Origin of the sequence: Streptomyces malaysiensis subsp. samsunensis, from assembly GCF_024519315.1 — a bacterium.
GTDB lineage: Bacteria > Actinomycetota > Actinomycetes > Streptomycetales > Streptomycetaceae > Streptomyces > Streptomyces malaysiensis.
The window spans coordinates 71,933-86,536 of the sequence record NZ_JANIIC010000024.1 but is presented as its reverse complement, the minus strand read 5'-3'; the positions used below and the strand labels follow the sequence as shown (position 1 = coordinate 86,536).

The window sequence follows — 14,604 nt, the reverse complement described above, 5'->3', positions numbered from 1 at the left end:
CATGAGGGATAGCGCGGTGCTCCATATCAAGGGCCGGATCCTGGTCGGACCGGACACCGGCGACGCTGCCGGGGACATCCGGGACGAGCTGTGGGTGGTGGACGGCCGGATCACGTTCGAGCGGCCGGCCGGGGCCAGGGACATCCGGCTGATCGAGGGCTGGGTGCTGCCCGGACTCGTCGACGCCCACTGCCATGTCGGCCTCGACGCCCATGGCGCGGTGGACGACTCCACCAGCGAGAAACAGGCGCTGACCGACCGTGACGCCGGGGCGCTGCTGCTGCGGGACGCGGGATCGCCGGCCGACACCCGCTGGATCGACGACCGCGAGGATCTGCCCCGCATCATCCGGGCCGGCCGCCATATCGCCCGTACCAGGCGCTACATCCGCAACTACGCGTATGAGATCGAGCCCGAGGACCTGGTCGCCTATGTGGCCGCGGAGGCGCGGCGCGGCGACGGCTGGGTCAAGCTGGTCGGCGACTGGATCGACCGGGAGACCGGTGACCTGGGGTCCTGCTGGCCGCGCGGCGCGGTCGAGGCGGCCATCGCGGAGGCGCACCGGCTGGGCGCGCGGGTCACGGCGCACTGTTTCGCCGAGGAGAGCCTGGCCCCGCTGGTCGAGGCGGGGATCGACTGCGTCGAGCACGCCACCGGGCTCACCGAGGAGACCATCCCGCTGTTCGCCGAGCGGGGCGTGGCGATCGTCCCGACCCTGGTCACCATCGCCACCTTCCCGCGGCTGGCGCTGGGCGGCGAGGCGAGGTTCCCGCGCTGGGCCGACCATATGCGGCGGCTGCACGAGCGCCGGTACGAGACGGTGCGGGCGGCCTACGACGCGGGCATCCCGATCTACACCGGCACCGACGCGGGCGGCGGCATGGCCCATGGGCTGGTCGGGCAGGAGGTCGCCGAGCTGGTGAAGGCGGGCATCCCGGCGCGGGACGCGCTCTCGGCGGCGACCTGGGGGGCGCGGGACTGGCTCGGGCGGCCGGGTCTCACCGAGGGTGCCTCCGCCGATCTCGTCGTCTACGACTCGGATCCGCGTGCCGATGTGCGAGTGCTGACGACGCCGCGGCGGGTGGTGCTGCGGGGACGGGTGGTCGGCTGACCGGGCCACAGGGGCCGACCGGACACGGGGGCCGACCGGACACGGGGGACGGGGCGCGGGGACGGGTGGGGCGGGGGTTCCCGAAGGGAACGCGGTTCGAACTGGGCGGCGAACCACACCCATTGGGATGAACGGACATGATGTGTCTGCCTGTTTACCCTCGGTGCGCAAATATGGCGTGGTCGAGGCCGTCGGCGCCCGTGGAGTCCCCCGCGGCAGGCGCCGGCGGCTCCATGTCTCCTGTGGGGGTCTACTCACGTGTCCTGTTCCAGTAACACCTACTTCGGCATGCCCACCCGCCGTCTGGCGGCCGCCGCTGCCGCTGCCGCGGTCTCCGTCCTGGGCCTGCTGCCCGCGGCGACCGCGCAGGCCGACACCGGTGCGACCACCGGTAAGGCGGGTGCGGTCGTGCTCCGCACCGATCTCGATGTCTCCCTGCTCAACAAGACCGTCTCGGCTCCGCTCTCGGTCGCGCTGAACGAGGTTCACGCGCCCGCGACCGCCAGCAAGACGGCACTCAGCGCGACCTTGGACGGCGTGGACGGGGGCCGGCCGTTCAAGGTGCTCCGGGCCGATGTGGCCACTGCACGGGCCGCGGCGGACAAGCAGCGGGCCGAGGGGTACTCCAACCTCGTCAACGCCCGGGTCAATGTGCCGGGTCTGGCCGCGGTGCCGCTGATCACGGTCGAGCAGGTGACCTCGAAGGCGGTGTGTGCCGCGGGGAAGCGGCCGACCGCCCACTCCAACCTGCTCGGCAGCGTCAGCGTGCTCGGCAGGAAGGCCACCCTGAGCACAAGCGGCACCACCACGGTGGATGTGCCGTCGCTCGGCCAGGTCCGGCTCGATCTGTCACGGACGGCCACCACCTCGCGGACGGCGGCGGCCACGGCCCTCAACCTGAGGGTCTCCGTGAACCCGCTCAAGCTGAACGTCTCCGAGGTCGAGGGGCAGGTCACCCTCGCCCGGGCGACCTGTGAGGCGCCGGTGGCCGCGGCGGTGGAGCCCAGCCCGAGCGTGGGCTCCCAGACCACGCCCGAGCCCAAGCCGGAGCACCTGGCCGAGACCGGTGGCAGCTCGGCCACGCCGTACCTGGTGGGCGGCGGTGCTCTGCTGCTCGCCGCGGGCGGTGGCGCCCTCGTCCTGGCCCGCCGCCGTCGCGCCGGCGGCAGCGACGCCGGCTGACGTCGGCTGACGCCTGGCCTGGCCTGGGTGTCTGGGCCAGGCCAGGGTGTCTGGGCTTGGCCCGGACGTCTGGGCTTGGCCCGGGTGTCTGGGTCGGGCGGTTGGCGCGGACGCTTGGGCCGGGTGTGTGGGCCGGTCGTGTGGGCCGGGCGTCCGGGTATGACGCCTGGCTCGGAGGTCCGGGTCTGATGTCTGATGCCTGACGGTTGGCCCGGACGCCTGAACCTGGCGCCTTACGGCTGGCGCTCGGCCAGCCGGACCCGGTGTCCGTACCGCGCGGTGCGGACACCGGGCTCGGGGCACGGGGGCACGGGCAAGCCGTAGATGACCGCGTGCCGCCCCGCGCGGCGCGCGGTCAGGCTGTTGTTGCGGTCAGTTGGTGCCCCCCATTGGCGCGGTCAGTCAGCCGACTCCGCGACGGCTTTTGCCAGGGCGATCACGAAACGGTCCGTCGTGGCGGGGTCGCGGACGGCGAGCCGGAGCCAGTCCGGGCCGAGGCCCGGAAAGGTGTCTCCACGGCGGACGGCGAAGCCCAGCTCCCGCAGCCGGGTGCGGATCGCCGCCGCGCCCGGCAGCCGGATCAGCAGAAAGGACCCGGCCGCCGGACCGCACACTCGCACCTCCGCCAACTCGGCCAGCCGGTCGGCCAGATGGGCCCGGTCGGCGGCCATACGGTCGGCGGCGTATGCGGCCTCGGCGAGGGCGGACGGGGTGCAGCACGCCTCGGCCGCCACCAGGGCCGGGCTGGACACCGGCCACAGCGGCTGGACCCGCTCCAGCGCCGTGACGGTGTCCGGCTCGGCCAGTACGTAGCCGATCCGCAGCCCCGCCAGACCCCAGGTCTTGGTGAGGCTGCGCAGCACCACAAGCCCCGGCACATCGGTGCGGCCCGCCAGCGATTCGCGCTCGCCGGGGACGGCGTCCATGAACGCCTCGTCCACCACCAGCGTCCGCCCCGGCCGGGCGAGTTCGGCCAGGGCGTCGGCCGGATGCAGTACGGATGTGGGGTTGGTGGGGTTGCCGATCACCACCAGATCGGCGTCCTCGGGCACCGCACCCGGGGTCAGCCGGAAGCCGTCCCGCTCATCGAGGACCACGCGCTCCACGGTGTGCCCCGCGTCCCGCAGCGCCGACTCCGGTTCGGTGAACTGCGGATGCACCACCACCGGGCGGCGGGTCGGCAGCGCACGGGCGAGCAGGACGAATGCCTCCGCGGCGCCCGCCGTCAGCAGCACCCGTCCGGCCGGAAGCCCATGGCGCGCGGCCACCGCCTCCCGCGCCGCCCGCCCGTCCGGGTAGGCGGCCAGCCCGTCGAGGGACGCGGCGATCCGGGCCTTGAGCCACTCCGGAGGCGTACCGGCCCGGACATTGACCGCGAGGTCCGTCAGCGCGGCATCGGCACCCCGCACCTCCGCGTCCCCGTGATGCCGCAGATCGAACCCGGAGGACCCGGAGGACCGGGCCGACCCGGCGGACCCGGCGGACAGGGCTGACCCGGAAGACCCGGAGGACCGGGCTGACCCGGCGGACGCGGCGGACCCGGAGGCCGGGGCCGACCCGGCGGATCCGCCATCGGCTGACCCGGCGGCGGACCCACTCGCACTCGCGGACACGCCCGCCAACGAATCAGCGGACATCGGCGTGGGCGTCGGGATGCGCGAAGGCATGGGCCTCATCGGCGCAGCCTCCGCGCCCGGCGGTGTCGGCCACCTCCTCATAGCGGTCCATGACGAGGTCGGCCAACTCCTTCGCCGGGCCGATGACATCGGCCGGGACCACCTCGACCTCGGGGTGGGCGAGCCCCCAGCCCTCCGCCTGCTGCCGCACCCGCTCCAGGGCGCCGCCCGCGAACAGGAAGTACGGCAGCACCACGACCCGGCGCGCCCCCAGCCTGGCGCAGCGGTCCAGGCCCGATGCCACATCCGGTGCGGCGAGCGAGGCGAAGGCCACCTCGACGCCCGCGAAGCCACGGCCCTCCCACATCAGCCGGGCCGCGCGGTGCACCTCGGCGTTGGCGGCGGGGAGCGGCGAACCATCGCCCACCAGCAGCACGGTGGTCTCCGCGCGGTCCGAGGGCAGCCGGGGCCGATTGCCCAGTGCCTCGTCGAGCCGCCGCTCCAGCACGCTCAGCAGCGTGGGGTGCGGGCCGAGCGGCCGGGCGGAGGTGAACGAGGCGTCGGCGTGCCGCTCCGCCTCCTGCGCCAGCGCGGCGGCCACGCCGTCTCTGGGGGGAGCCGCCGGGATCAGCGTCATCGGGACGACCGCGAAGCGGTTCACCCCTTCCCCGACGAGTCGGGTGACCGCATCGGACAGCGGGTGGCCGCCCGGTCCGGCGAGGCCACCCGCCACGGGCAGATCCGGGTGGCGTATGGCCAACTCCTCTACGAATGCGTGGAAGGCGGCGGCATGCCTTTCGTCTCGCGTGCCGATGCCTGCGACGAGCAGGGCGGGCGGGGTCGTCACGAGGTCTCCTTGTACAGGTGATGCGGGGGTCACGGTCGGCAGAGGGCGGGCTGTTCCGCCCCGAGACGTTACTGACCTGCGTCGGGGCGGTCCACGGCAGGTCTTCGCTGCCCGCTCTGCCCGGATTTGACCGCCGCCGGACGGCGAGCGACGGCGCAGGTGGCCCTTCCGGGGCGGCCGTGCGGTGTGGATTTCCGCTTGGCGACGAGCAGTTCGCCACCCGGACCGGCGGCCAGCAGCGCGGCCGCCTCGGCGACCCCGGCCGTGCCCACGGCGTTGAGCGGCGCCGCGGACGGGTTCGGCACCTCCACCGCCGCGAGCGCCTCCGCGGGGTATCCGCACAGCGGCACTCCGAGCCGCTCGGCCGCCGTCAGCAACCCGGGCTCCCCGGTCTTGGCCTCGACCGTGGCCAACTCGGCCACGCCGTGCGGTGAGAGGCCCGCCTCGGCCAGGGTCGCCTCGACCAGGCCGAGCACCTCGCCGACGGACACCCCCCGGCTCGCCCCGACTCCGACGACGAGTGGCGACCCGGGCAGGGGACATATCGTGCCCCGGCCGATGACCTCCACGTCAGCTCACCGCCTCGGCTCAACCGGCAGGGGGCACACATCTGTCGACGAACCGGGCCGCCGCCCCCGGGATCGAGGCCCAGTGCACATGCAGATAGGAGGCATGTACATCTCCCTGTGCGAACCCTTCGGTACGGCGCTCCGGGTGGACGAGACCCCAGGCGGGCTCCGGCCCCGCTCCGGGCACGATGGTGGTGCGGTGGAACTCATGGCCGTGCACCCGTGTCCCCGCGGCGGCGAGTGAGGTGTCGGAGACGGCCACGGCCTCACGGTAGCCCAGCGTCAGACGTTCCGACATCCGTGCCTCGGCGGCCAGCACCCCGCACATCGGCTCCCCGTCCAGCGAACGCGCCAGATAGACCAGTCCGGCACATTCGGCGGCGATGGGCGCGCCGGACGCGGAGAGCCCGGCGACGGCGGCGCGCAGCGGCTCGTTCGCGGACAGCTCGGGGGCGTAGACCTCCGGGAACCCACCGCCGATCACCAGACCACCGGTGCCTTCCGGGAGGCGCTCGTCCCGCAGCGGATCGAAGGGGACGACCCGCGCCCCGGCCGCCGTGAGCAGCTCGGTGTGTTCCGCGTACGAGAAGGTGAACGCGGCCCCGCCCGCCACGGCCACCACCGGCCGTGCCGCCCGCCCGGCCCGGCCCCCGGCAGCGGGGGCGGTGCGGATCGCCCGGTGCGCCTCCTCCTCCGGATCCCAGGCCCGCTCGGACAGGGGCGGTGCGCTGCGGGCCAGCGCCAGCAGCCCGTCGAGATCGCAGCCCTCCCGCACCCGGGCGGCCAGCGCGGCCACCGAATCGACCGCCTCCGCATGGCGCTCGGCCACCGGCACCAGACCCAGATGGCGGCTCGGGGCCCGCACCGCCCGTGTTCGGCGCAGCGCGCCGAACACCGGCACCCCGCACCCCTCCAGCGCCTCGTGCAGCATCGCCTCGTGACGGTCCGAACCGACCTTGTTGAGGATCACCCCCGCGACCCGCACCTCGGGATCCCAGGACGCGAAGCCATGCACCAGCGCGGCCACCGACCGCGATTGCGACGAGGCGTCCACGACCAGCACCACCGGCGCCCGCAGCAGCTTGGCCACATGCGCCGTCGAGGCCAGCTCGCCCTGCCCGGCCGCCCCGTCGAACAGCCCCATCACCCCTTCGACCAGGGCCAGATCGCAGCCCGCCGCCCCATGCAGGAACAGTGGGGCGATCCGCTCCGGACCGCATAGATACGCGTCCAGATTCCGGCCGGGGCGCGCGCCCCCGGCCCGGGACCGGCCGCCCGAGGAGGCGGCCGAGGAGGCCGCCGAGGAGATGGCGAGCGCGTGATAGCCAGGGTCGATGTAGTCCGGGCCGACCTTGTGCGGGGACACATCCAGACCGCGCTCCGCGAACGCGGCCATCAGCCCCGCGGTGACCGTCGTCTTCCCGCTGCCGGAGGCGGGCGCCGCGATCACCAGGCGCGGAACACTCACCACTCGATGCCTCGCTGGCCCTTCTGACCGGCGTCCATCGGATGCTTGACCTTCGACATGTCGGTGACCAGGTCGGCGAAGTCCAGCAGTTGCGCCGGTGCGTTACGCCCCGTGATGACGACGTGCTGTGTCCCGGGCCGGTCCCGCAGCACCGCCACCACCTCGTCGGGGTCCACCCAGCCCCAGTGCATCGGATACGCGAACTCGTCCAGCACATAGAGCCGGTATGTCTCCGCCGCTAGATCGCGCTTGACCTGCTCCCAGCCCTCGCGTGCGGCCTCCTCGCTGGAAGCCATGTCGCGCTGGACCCACGACCAGCCCTCGCCCATCTTGTGCCATGCGACGGTCCCCCCTTCGCCCGAGTCGCCGAGGACGCGCAGCGCACGCTCCTCACCGACCCGCCATTTCGCGGACTTTACAAATTGGAATACACCGACCGGCCAGTTTTGGTTCCACGCCCGCAGCGCCAGCCCGAACGCCGCGGTCGACTTGCCCTTGCCCTGACCGGTGTGGACGAGCACCAGCGGACGGTTGCGGCGCTGGCGGGTGGTCAGCCCGTCGTCGGGGACGACGGTCGGTTGTCCTTGCGGCATCAGGCGGCCCTCCGAGGGTTCGATACGTTTCGTACATCGCGCACCAGCGCCGTCACGCTGTCCGCGCGCAGCTCGTCGAGGGTCACCCGCGTGCCCCGCAGTTCGCCGGCGAGCGCGCCCGCCAGCCCCAGCCGCACCGGCCCCGACTCGCAGTCCACGACCACCGAGGCGACCCCGTCGCCCGCGAGCATCCGCGCCGCGCGTCCGGCCCGCTCGACCGGTGCGGGCCCGCCGGACCGCCTCGCCTCCGTGGCCCGCCCGTCGGTCACCACGACCAGCAGCGGACGGCGCGCGGGGTCCCGCAGCCGCTCCACCCGCAGCACCTCCCGGGCCTTCAACAGCCCGGCCGCAAGCGGCGTACGGCCGCCCGTCGGCAGCCGCTCCAGCCGCACGGCGGCCGCGTCCACCGACGAGGTGGGCGGCAGCGCGAGTTCGGCGTCCGCGCCCCGGAAGGTGATCAGCCCGACCTTGTCCCGCCGCTGGTAGGCGTCCAGCAGCAGCGACAGCACCGCGCCCTTGATCGCGCTCATCCGCTTCCGCGCTGCCATCGAGCCCGACGCGTCCACCACGAACAGCACGAGATTGCCCTCCCGGCCCTCGCGCACCGCCTCGCGCAGATCGTCCCGGCGCACCATTAGCCCAGGTCCGCTCCGCCCGCGTGCCCGCTGATGGGGGGCGGCCGCCCGGACGGTCGCGGTCAGATGCAGCGCGGAGAGCGTCCCCCGCGGGCGGCGCGCCCCGGTGGTGCGGCCGTGCGCGCTGCGGGCGCGCGAACGGCGGCCTGCCGCGCCCTCGCCCAGGCCGGGGACGTCCAGGCGCCGGGTGCGGAACGGTTCGGCGGCGCCCACGGCCGCCCGCTCACCGCCGGCTCCGCCGGTACCGCCGTCCCCTTCGCCCGGGTCGGCCGCCCCGCCGTCGCGATCGGCCCGGGCCGGCCCGTCCTCGCGTTCGGCCGCCTCGTGCTCACCCCCGCGCTGGTCGGGAACGGACGGCTCGGGAGTGGTGGGCGGCGTCTGCTCCCGTGCCCCGTCGCCCGCGCCCTCCTGGGGCCCGCCCCCGGTGTCGTCGGGACCGTCCGAGCCGTCCGGCCCGTCGCCGGGGCCCTCGGGGCCCGGGTCCGGATCCGGCTCCGGGTCGTCCTCCTCGAACCGCCGCAGGATCTCGTCGAGTTTGTCCTCGTCGAGCCCCGGCGCGTCGAACGGAGCCCGCCGCCTGCGGTGGGGGAGCGACAGCAGCGCCGCCCCCCGTACGTCCTCGGTCCGGACGTCGGTGCGCCCCGCCCAGGCGGCCAGCGCGGTCGCCGTACGGGCCGTCACGATGTCCGCGCGCATCCCGTCCACCTCGAACCCGGCGCACACCGCGGCGATCTGCCGTAGCGCGCGGTCGCCGAGACCCACCCGGGGCAGCAGGGCGCGCGCCGCCGCGATGCGCTCCCTCAGGGCCTCCTCGTCCGCCGCCCAGCGCGCCGCGAACCCCTCGGGGTCCTCGTCGTACGCCAGCCGCCGCCGCACCACCTCGACCCGCTCCCCGGTGTCCCGGGACGCGGCGACCTCCACCGTGAGGCCGAAGCGGTCCAGCAACTGCGGCCGCAGCTCGCCCTCTTCCGGGTTCATGGTGCCCACCAGGAGGAAGCGCGCGGCATGCCGTACGGACACCCCCTCGCGCTCCACGTAGGAGGCGCCCATGGCGGCCGCGTCGAGCAGCAGGTCGATCAGATGGTCGTGGAGGAGGTTGACCTCGTCGACGTAGAGCACACCGCGGTGGGCGTCCGCGAGCAGTCCGGGCTCGAACGCCTTGACCCCGTCCGACAGCGCCCGCTCGATGTCGAGGGCGCCGACCAGCCGGTCCTCGGAGGCGCCCACGGGCAGTTCGACCATCCGCGCGGGGCGCGCCTCGCCGGTGCCCGGCTCATGGGGACCGTCCGGGCAGGACGGGTCGGGCGCGGCCGGATCGCAGGAGAACCGGCACCCGGCCACCACGTCCACCTCGGGCAGCAGCGCGGCGATCGCTCTTACGGCGGTGCTCTTGGCCGTGCCCTTCTCGCCGCGCACCAGGACGCCGCCCACGGCGGGTGAGACGGCGTTGAGGAGCAGGGCGAGCCGAAGGCCGTCCATGCCGACGATCGCGCTGAAGGGGTAGGTGGTGGTCACGCGGCGGTACCTCCTGGGGTGCGTTGGCGTCGCTGTCCGGTCTCGGTGTCGGGGGCGTCGTTCATCACGACGTCCCCCTTGGTGCCCCCGGAGGGACGAACGGCAGCCCCTCCGGGACGCCGCCCTCGATGAGCCGCAGCAGCGCGTCCGTGTCGGCGTGCTCCTCGATCAGGTCGCCGAGGCGGTCGAGCTGCTCCTCGCGCAGCTCGCCGAAGCGGGTGTCCGGCGCCGGTACGAACGCCCGGCCCGCCGCCTCGGCCACCCGCCGCAGGAACGCCCGCCGGAAGCCGTCGCTCTCCAGTGAGCCGTGCCAGTGGGTGCCCCACACCGAACCCACCCGGCAGCCGTCCAGGAAGGGCTCCTCGGCCCCGTCGAGCGGCTCGGCGACCCCGTGGTGGATCTCGTAGCCCTCCACCCGCTCACCGAGCGCCTCGCCCACCGGCCGGGCCAGGGTCTTCTCCGCCGCGAACCGCACCCGCACCGGCAGCAGCCCGAGCCCGGCGACCGTCCCGGCCCTCGACTCGACCTCGTCCTCGATGCGCTCCCCGAGCATCTGGAAACCGCCGCAGACGCCCAGCACCGGGCGACCCTCGGCGGCCCGCCGGGCGATCGCGCCGGCGAGCCCGCGCTCACGCAGCCACTCCAGCGCCCTTACGGTGCCCCGGGTGCCCGGCAGCACCACCAGATCGGCGTCGGCCAGCTCCTCGGGCCGGTCCACGAACCGCACGACCACGCCCGGTTCGGCCGCCAGCGCGTCCACGTCCGTGAAGTTGGACATCAGCGGCACGGCGGCCACCGCGATCCGCAGCACGTCCGCACCGTAAGGGGGCGCCACGACGCTCTCCCGCAGGGTGCCGCGCAGCGAGACCCGCAGCCCGTCCTCCTCGTCGATCCCCAGCCCGTGGGCGAACGGCAGCACACCGACAGTCGGGCGCCCGGTGAGGTCGCGCAGCATCTCCAGACCTGGCTCCAGAAGGCTCACATCGCCGCGGAACTTGTTCACCAGATAGGCGGCCACATGCCGCTGGTCCGCCGCCGACAGCAGGGCGGTCGTGCCGAAGAAGGACGCGAAGACGCCACCGCGGTCGATGTCCCCGACCACCACGACCGGAAGCCCCGCGGCCCGCGCGAGCCCCATGTTGACGATGTCGGTACGGCGCAGATTGATCTCGGCCGGGCTGCCCGCGCCCTCGCAGATCACCGCGTCATGGGTGCGCCGCAGCTCCTCCAGGCACTCCGTGACGGTCCCCAGCAGCGCCTCACGCCCCTTGGCCGCCTCACCGGGGGAGACCGCGCCCGACGGCGGCCGTACGGCGGGCCCCGACCGCGCCGGGGTCCCCGGCCGCCCGAAGTACCCGCGCGCGCTCAGCTCGCCCACTGGCTTGCCCAGCAGCACCACCTGACTGCTGCGGTCGCTGCCCGGCTTCAGCAGGACCGGATTCATCAGCGCGCTCGGCTCCACGCGCGCGGCGGCGGCCTGCATGGCCTGCGCCCGCCCGATCTCCGCCCCCTCCCGGGTGACGAAGGAGTTGAGCGACATGTTCTGCGCCTTGAAGGGCGCCACGCTGACGCCCTTACGGGCGAGCCACCGGCAGATCCCGGCCGTCACCACGCTCTTGCCCGCGTCGGAGGTCGTGCCCGCGACGAGCAGCCCCCCGCCCAGCGACCCCGAACCGTCCGTGCCGCCCTTACCGCGTATCCCGCTCATCCACCGCCCCTTCCAGCGGCCCGGGGCCGCCCCGTCAACGCCCTCAGGACCGGCCGGGCCGCCACGGACACCCCGAGCGCCAGGATGCCGACGCGCCGCGACAGCCGTATCGCCCGCTCGATGTCGGCCGCCGCCACCGGCCGCCCGCCGGAGTTGAGCACCGGCCGGTGCTCGACCCGGCCGCCGTACGCGAGGGTGCCGCCCAGCCGTACGCCGAGCGCGCCCGCGAAGGACGCCTCCACAGGGCCCGCGTTGGGGCTCGGATGGCGCCGGCCGTCGTGCCGCCAGGCGCGCCACGCACCGCGCGGATCGGGGCCCGCGAGCGTCGCCAGGGCCGCCGTAAGGCGCGCACCGGGCCATCCGGCCACATCGTCCAGACGGGCCGCCGCCCAGCCGAACCGCCGGTAGCGCGGCGACCTGTGGCCCACCATGGCGTCCAGGGTGTTGACGGCGCGGAAGCCGATGAGCCCCGGCACCCCGCCCACGGCGCCCCACACCAGGGCGCCCACGACGGCGTCGGAGGTGTTCTCGGCGACCGATTCGACAACCGCGCGGGCGATCCGCGGCCCGTCCAGCGCCTGCGGATCGCGGCCGCACAGATGCGGCAGCCGCTCCCGGGCGGCCTCGAGGTCCCCGGCGGCCAGCGCGTCGCCGACGGCCCGTGCCTCACGGCCCAGCGTCGTACCGCCGAGCACGGCCCAGGTGGCCGTGGCGGTCAGCGCGACCTCCGCGCCACGGCGCCCGCCGAGGGCCCGTACGGCGCGGGTCAGCAGCGCGGCACCGGCGGCCGCGCCGCCCGCGCACAGCGCGGTGTGCAGGGCCCCGTAGCCGCGGTGGTCACGCCACAGCCGGCGCTCGGCGGCCGCGGCGGCGCGCCCGAACGCGGCCACCGGATGGCCGCGGCGCGGATCGCCCGTCGCGAGATCGCCGAGGAAGCCGAGGACCGCGCCGCACGCGAACGAGGCGTGGTCGGCACGCATCCCTCAGGCCGCCGTCACGCCTCGGCGCGGCGTGACGCGAACAGGGGTGCCGACAGGGGCGCGGGAGGAGCCGGAGCGGGCAGAGGAGGCTGGCGGCGTGGCGGTGCCGGGCATGGCGGTATGTCCTCACTCAGGGTCCTCGCCCTGGTTCGACGTGACCGGCGGTGAGAGTCTCCTGGCTCCCGGATCCGCGGCCCTCCCGGTCTTCCAGCCCCGCGTACGCGACGAACCGTACGGACGAGCCGTGACCCCATACAGGCGATGGGAGGTCGCTCCCCGGTGACAGTGGCGGGACCGCGCCGGATTCTCACCGGCTTCCTCTCCTGCCGCCGTTTGGCTCGGGAAGTCCACCATGGGCCGCGAATGGCCGTCAACTCGCATATGACCCATGACGCCCAAGTGTGCCGAGCCCCACAGGCGACGTCCGCTTACAGAACGGCCGCCGGACGGTCGGCGCTGGTCAGCGCCGCCATCCGGCGGCCGGTGGGGCGATGGGGATCCTGGGGTCCTCAGGCGACGATCAGATAGATGCCGTACGCCACGACCGCGGCGCACACCGCGAAACAGGCGTACGCGCCGGTGCGCGCGAGCGCGGACCCGCCGCCGACCGCACCGGAGGGCACGGCGGCCGTGCCGCCCTGCTCCGGCGCCGCCTTACGGGACGTGCCGACGATGCCCAGGGTGAAGACGCCCACCATGCCGACCGTCACCGTGAGGCTGACGCCGAAGACCTGGCCGAGTGCCGCCCAGTCGATGTTCATGTTCCTGGCTCCTTAGCGGGTGGTGCTGCTCGCGGCGGCGGGGGTGGGGGTCTGCTCGGGTGTGCTCTCGGGGGTGCCGCTCGCGGCGGCGGCCTCCACGGCGCCCTCGGGGGCGGAGGCCGCCGTACCCGCGGGCGGCGGGGCCACGGACCGCAGGGCGGCCGTGACGGCGCCCACCGGCTCCTGGGCGGCGACCTCGTTGACGTTGGTGTGGTCCACGGGCTTGCGGCGCGACAGCGCCCAGATCGCCCCGCAGGCCAGGATCGCGAGCACGGCCACCGCCGCGACTCCCGCGTTCCCCTGGTCGGCCAGCAGCGCGGCGCCGCCCGCCACCAGGCCCGCGGCGGGCAGGGTCAGCACCCAGGCGACCACCATGCGGCCCGCGGTCGACCAGCGCACCACCGCGCCCTTACGGCCGACACCCGCGCCCATGACGGCGCCGGAGCAGACCTGGGTGGTGGACAGCGCGAAGCCGATGTGGGAGGAGGCGAGGATGACGGTCGCGGCGCCGGTCTGGGCGGCGAAGCCCTGCGGCGGCTGGATGTCGGTGATGCCCTTGCCCATGGTGCGGATGATCCGCCAGCCGCCCAGGTAGGTGCCGAGCGCGATGGCCAGGCCCGCCGAGACGATGACCCACAGCGGCGGGTCGGAGTCGGGCGCCACCACGTTCCCGGTGACCAGCGCCAGGGTGATCACGCCCATCGTCTTCTGGGCGTCGTTGGTGCCGTGGGCGAGGGAGACCAGGGCCGCCGAGGCGATCTGCCCCGCGCGGTAGCCCTTCGCGGTGTCCTCCGGGGAGCGGCCGCTGCCGAGCCGGTAGGTGAGCCGGGTGGCGACCATGGTGGCGATGCCGGCCACGATCGGCGCGGCGACGGCGGGGATCAGGACCTTCATGACGATCGCGTCGCCGTTGACCCCGTCCAGGCCGACGGAGACCAGGGTGGCGCCGATCAGGCCGCCGAACAGGGCGTGGGAGGAGCTTGAGGGGAGTCCGGCGAGCCAGGTCACCAGATTCCACAGGATCGCGCCGACCAGCCCCGCGAAGATCACTTCTGGTCGGATACCGGCGCCCTCGTCGATGATCCCGCCGGAGATGGTCTTGGCCACCTCGACGGACAGGAACGCGCCGACGAGGTTGAGTACCGCTGACATCGCCACCGCAACCCTGGGACCGAGTGCTCCCGTGGAGATGGTGGTGGCCATGGCGTTGGCCGTGTCGTGGAAGCCGTTCGTGAAGTCGAACACCAAGGCCGTGACGATCACGATCCCGATGAGAAGCGTGATGTGTTCCATACACCCGGTCAATCAGTTCGAAGGTCGTTAGTGGCACGGTGAACGTAAGGAAACAGGGTGAACAGGAGGTGAACTGAGCAGGGCATCAGGGTGACGTGGTTGCGGAATGGCCAAGACACCGTGAATTCCAGCCTACGCTCCCATGTCATACGGGAGTTGAGCCGCCAGCGAGGACCTCAGAAGGAGACCCCCGGAACCGGCCCCGCGAACGCCCGGCGTTCACCTTCGTTCACCCGCCCCGGCCGGCTGTCCACGAGGCGCGGCCGTAGGTCGTGCCGCGCCCGTTCCGGTCCCGCCGCGGCGCGGCCACGGGCCGCCTGGCAGGA

The 14,604-nt window shown here is 74.3% G+C and carries 12 protein-coding genes and 1 riboswitch; of the genes, 2 read left to right on the top strand and 10 right to left on the bottom strand.

Going from position 1 to position 14,604, the window contains the following annotated elements:
• Position 1: 1 nt before the first annotated feature.
• The gene (locus tag NQU54_RS21200) at positions 2 to 1,111 is read left to right on the top strand and encodes an amidohydrolase family protein (RefSeq protein WP_257632422.1); all 1,110 of its coding nucleotides are present in this window, start codon (positions 2 to 4) and stop codon (positions 1,109 to 1,111) included.
• 288 nt (positions 1,112 to 1,399) lie between these two features.
• Positions 1,400 to 2,293: an SCO1860 family LAETG-anchored protein gene (locus NQU54_RS21195; protein WP_306278931.1), complete on the top strand. Its 894-nt coding sequence runs from the start codon at positions 1,400 to 1,402 to the stop codon at positions 2,291 to 2,293.
• A 398-nt stretch (positions 2,294 to 2,691) separates the two neighbouring features.
• Here NQU54_RS21195 and cobC read toward each other — a convergent pair whose 3' ends face one another.
• From cobC to NQU54_RS21145, 10 genes are all read right to left on the bottom strand, one after another.
• Positions 2,692 to 3,780: an Rv2231c family histidinol phosphate aminotransferase CobC gene (gene cobC / locus NQU54_RS21190; protein ID WP_257632456.1), complete on the bottom strand. Its 1,089-nt coding sequence runs from the start codon at positions 3,778 to 3,780 to the stop codon at positions 2,692 to 2,694.
• A gap of 139 nt (positions 3,781 to 3,919) precedes the next feature.
• The gene (locus tag NQU54_RS21185; RefSeq protein WP_257632420.1) at positions 3,920 to 4,756 is read right to left on the bottom strand and encodes a sirohydrochlorin chelatase; all 837 of its coding nucleotides are present in this window, start codon (positions 4,754 to 4,756) and stop codon (positions 3,920 to 3,922) included.
• A gap of 68 nt (positions 4,757 to 4,824) precedes the next feature.
• The gene (locus NQU54_RS21180) at positions 4,825 to 5,325 is read right to left on the bottom strand and encodes a cobalamin biosynthesis protein (protein WP_372505971.1); all 501 of its coding nucleotides are present in this window, start codon (positions 5,323 to 5,325) and stop codon (positions 4,825 to 4,827) included.
• A gap of 19 nt (positions 5,326 to 5,344) precedes the next feature.
• On the bottom strand, positions 5,345 to 6,796 hold the full coding sequence (locus tag NQU54_RS21175; protein WP_257632418.1) for a cobyrinic acid a,c-diamide synthase CobB: 1,452 nt from the start codon (positions 6,794 to 6,796) through the stop codon (positions 5,345 to 5,347).
• Complete coding sequence (cobO, locus tag NQU54_RS21170; RefSeq protein ID WP_037949564.1) at positions 6,790 to 7,386, bottom strand: cob(I)yrinic acid a,c-diamide adenosyltransferase; 597 nt, start codon at positions 7,384 to 7,386, stop codon at positions 6,790 to 6,792. Before cobO ends, NQU54_RS21175 begins: the two co-directional genes overlap by 7 nt.
• Positions 7,386 to 9,536 carry a putative cobaltochelatase gene (locus NQU54_RS21165; RefSeq protein WP_257632417.1) on the bottom strand — a complete coding sequence of 717 codons (2,151 nt, stop codon included), beginning with the start codon at positions 9,534 to 9,536 and terminating at the stop codon, positions 7,386 to 7,388. The genes cobO and NQU54_RS21165 overlap by 1 nt, the downstream gene beginning before the upstream one ends.
• 64 nt (positions 9,537 to 9,600) lie before the next feature.
• The gene (locus NQU54_RS21160; protein WP_257632416.1) at positions 9,601 to 11,244 is read right to left on the bottom strand and encodes a cobyric acid synthase; all 1,644 of its coding nucleotides are present in this window, start codon (positions 11,242 to 11,244) and stop codon (positions 9,601 to 9,603) included.
• On the bottom strand, positions 11,241 to 12,224 hold the full coding sequence (locus NQU54_RS21155; protein ID WP_257632415.1) for a cobalamin biosynthesis protein: 984 nt from the start codon (positions 12,222 to 12,224) through the stop codon (positions 11,241 to 11,243). The genes NQU54_RS21160 and NQU54_RS21155 overlap by 4 nt, the downstream gene beginning before the upstream one ends.
• A gap of 149 nt (positions 12,225 to 12,373) precedes the next feature.
• Positions 12,374 to 12,591, bottom strand: a riboswitch (cobalamin riboswitch).
• Between the two features lie 142 nt (positions 12,592 to 12,733).
• Complete coding sequence (locus tag NQU54_RS21150) at positions 12,734 to 12,985, bottom strand: hypothetical protein (RefSeq protein WP_257632414.1); 252 nt, start codon at positions 12,983 to 12,985, stop codon at positions 12,734 to 12,736.
• A 12-nt stretch (positions 12,986 to 12,997) separates the two neighbouring features.
• A complete protein-coding gene (locus NQU54_RS21145; protein WP_257632413.1) occupies positions 12,998 to 14,278 on the bottom strand; it encodes an inorganic phosphate transporter in 1,281 nt (426 codons plus the stop codon).
• Between the last annotated feature and the right edge of the window lie 326 nt (positions 14,279 to 14,604).

Bases quoted from the DNA above. Each gene is read 5' to 3' on its own strand.
- NQU54_RS21195 (WP_306278931.1), top strand. From the start codon at position 1,400: ATGCCCACCCGCCGTCTGGCGGCCGCCGCTGCCGCTGCCGCGGTCTCC.
- cobO (WP_037949564.1), bottom strand. From the start codon at position 7,386: ATGCCGCAAGGACAACCGACCGTCGTCCCCGACGACGGGCTGACCACC.
- NQU54_RS21160 (WP_257632416.1), bottom strand. From the start codon at position 11,244: ATGAGCGGGATACGCGGTAAGGGCGGCACGGACGGTTCGGGGTCGCTG.
- NQU54_RS21155 (WP_257632415.1), bottom strand. From the start codon at position 12,224: ATGCGTGCCGACCACGCCTCGTTCGCGTGCGGCGCGGTCCTCGGCTTC.
- NQU54_RS21145 (WP_257632413.1), bottom strand. From the start codon at position 14,278: ATGGAACACATCACGCTTCTCATCGGGATCGTGATCGTCACGGCCTTG.
- NQU54_RS21200 (WP_257632422.1), top strand. From the start codon at position 2: ATGAGGGATAGCGCGGTGCTCCATATCAAGGGCCGGATCCTGGTCGGA.
- NQU54_RS21150 (WP_257632414.1), bottom strand. From the start codon at position 12,985: ATGAACATCGACTGGGCGGCACTCGGCCAGGTCTTCGGCGTCAGCCTC.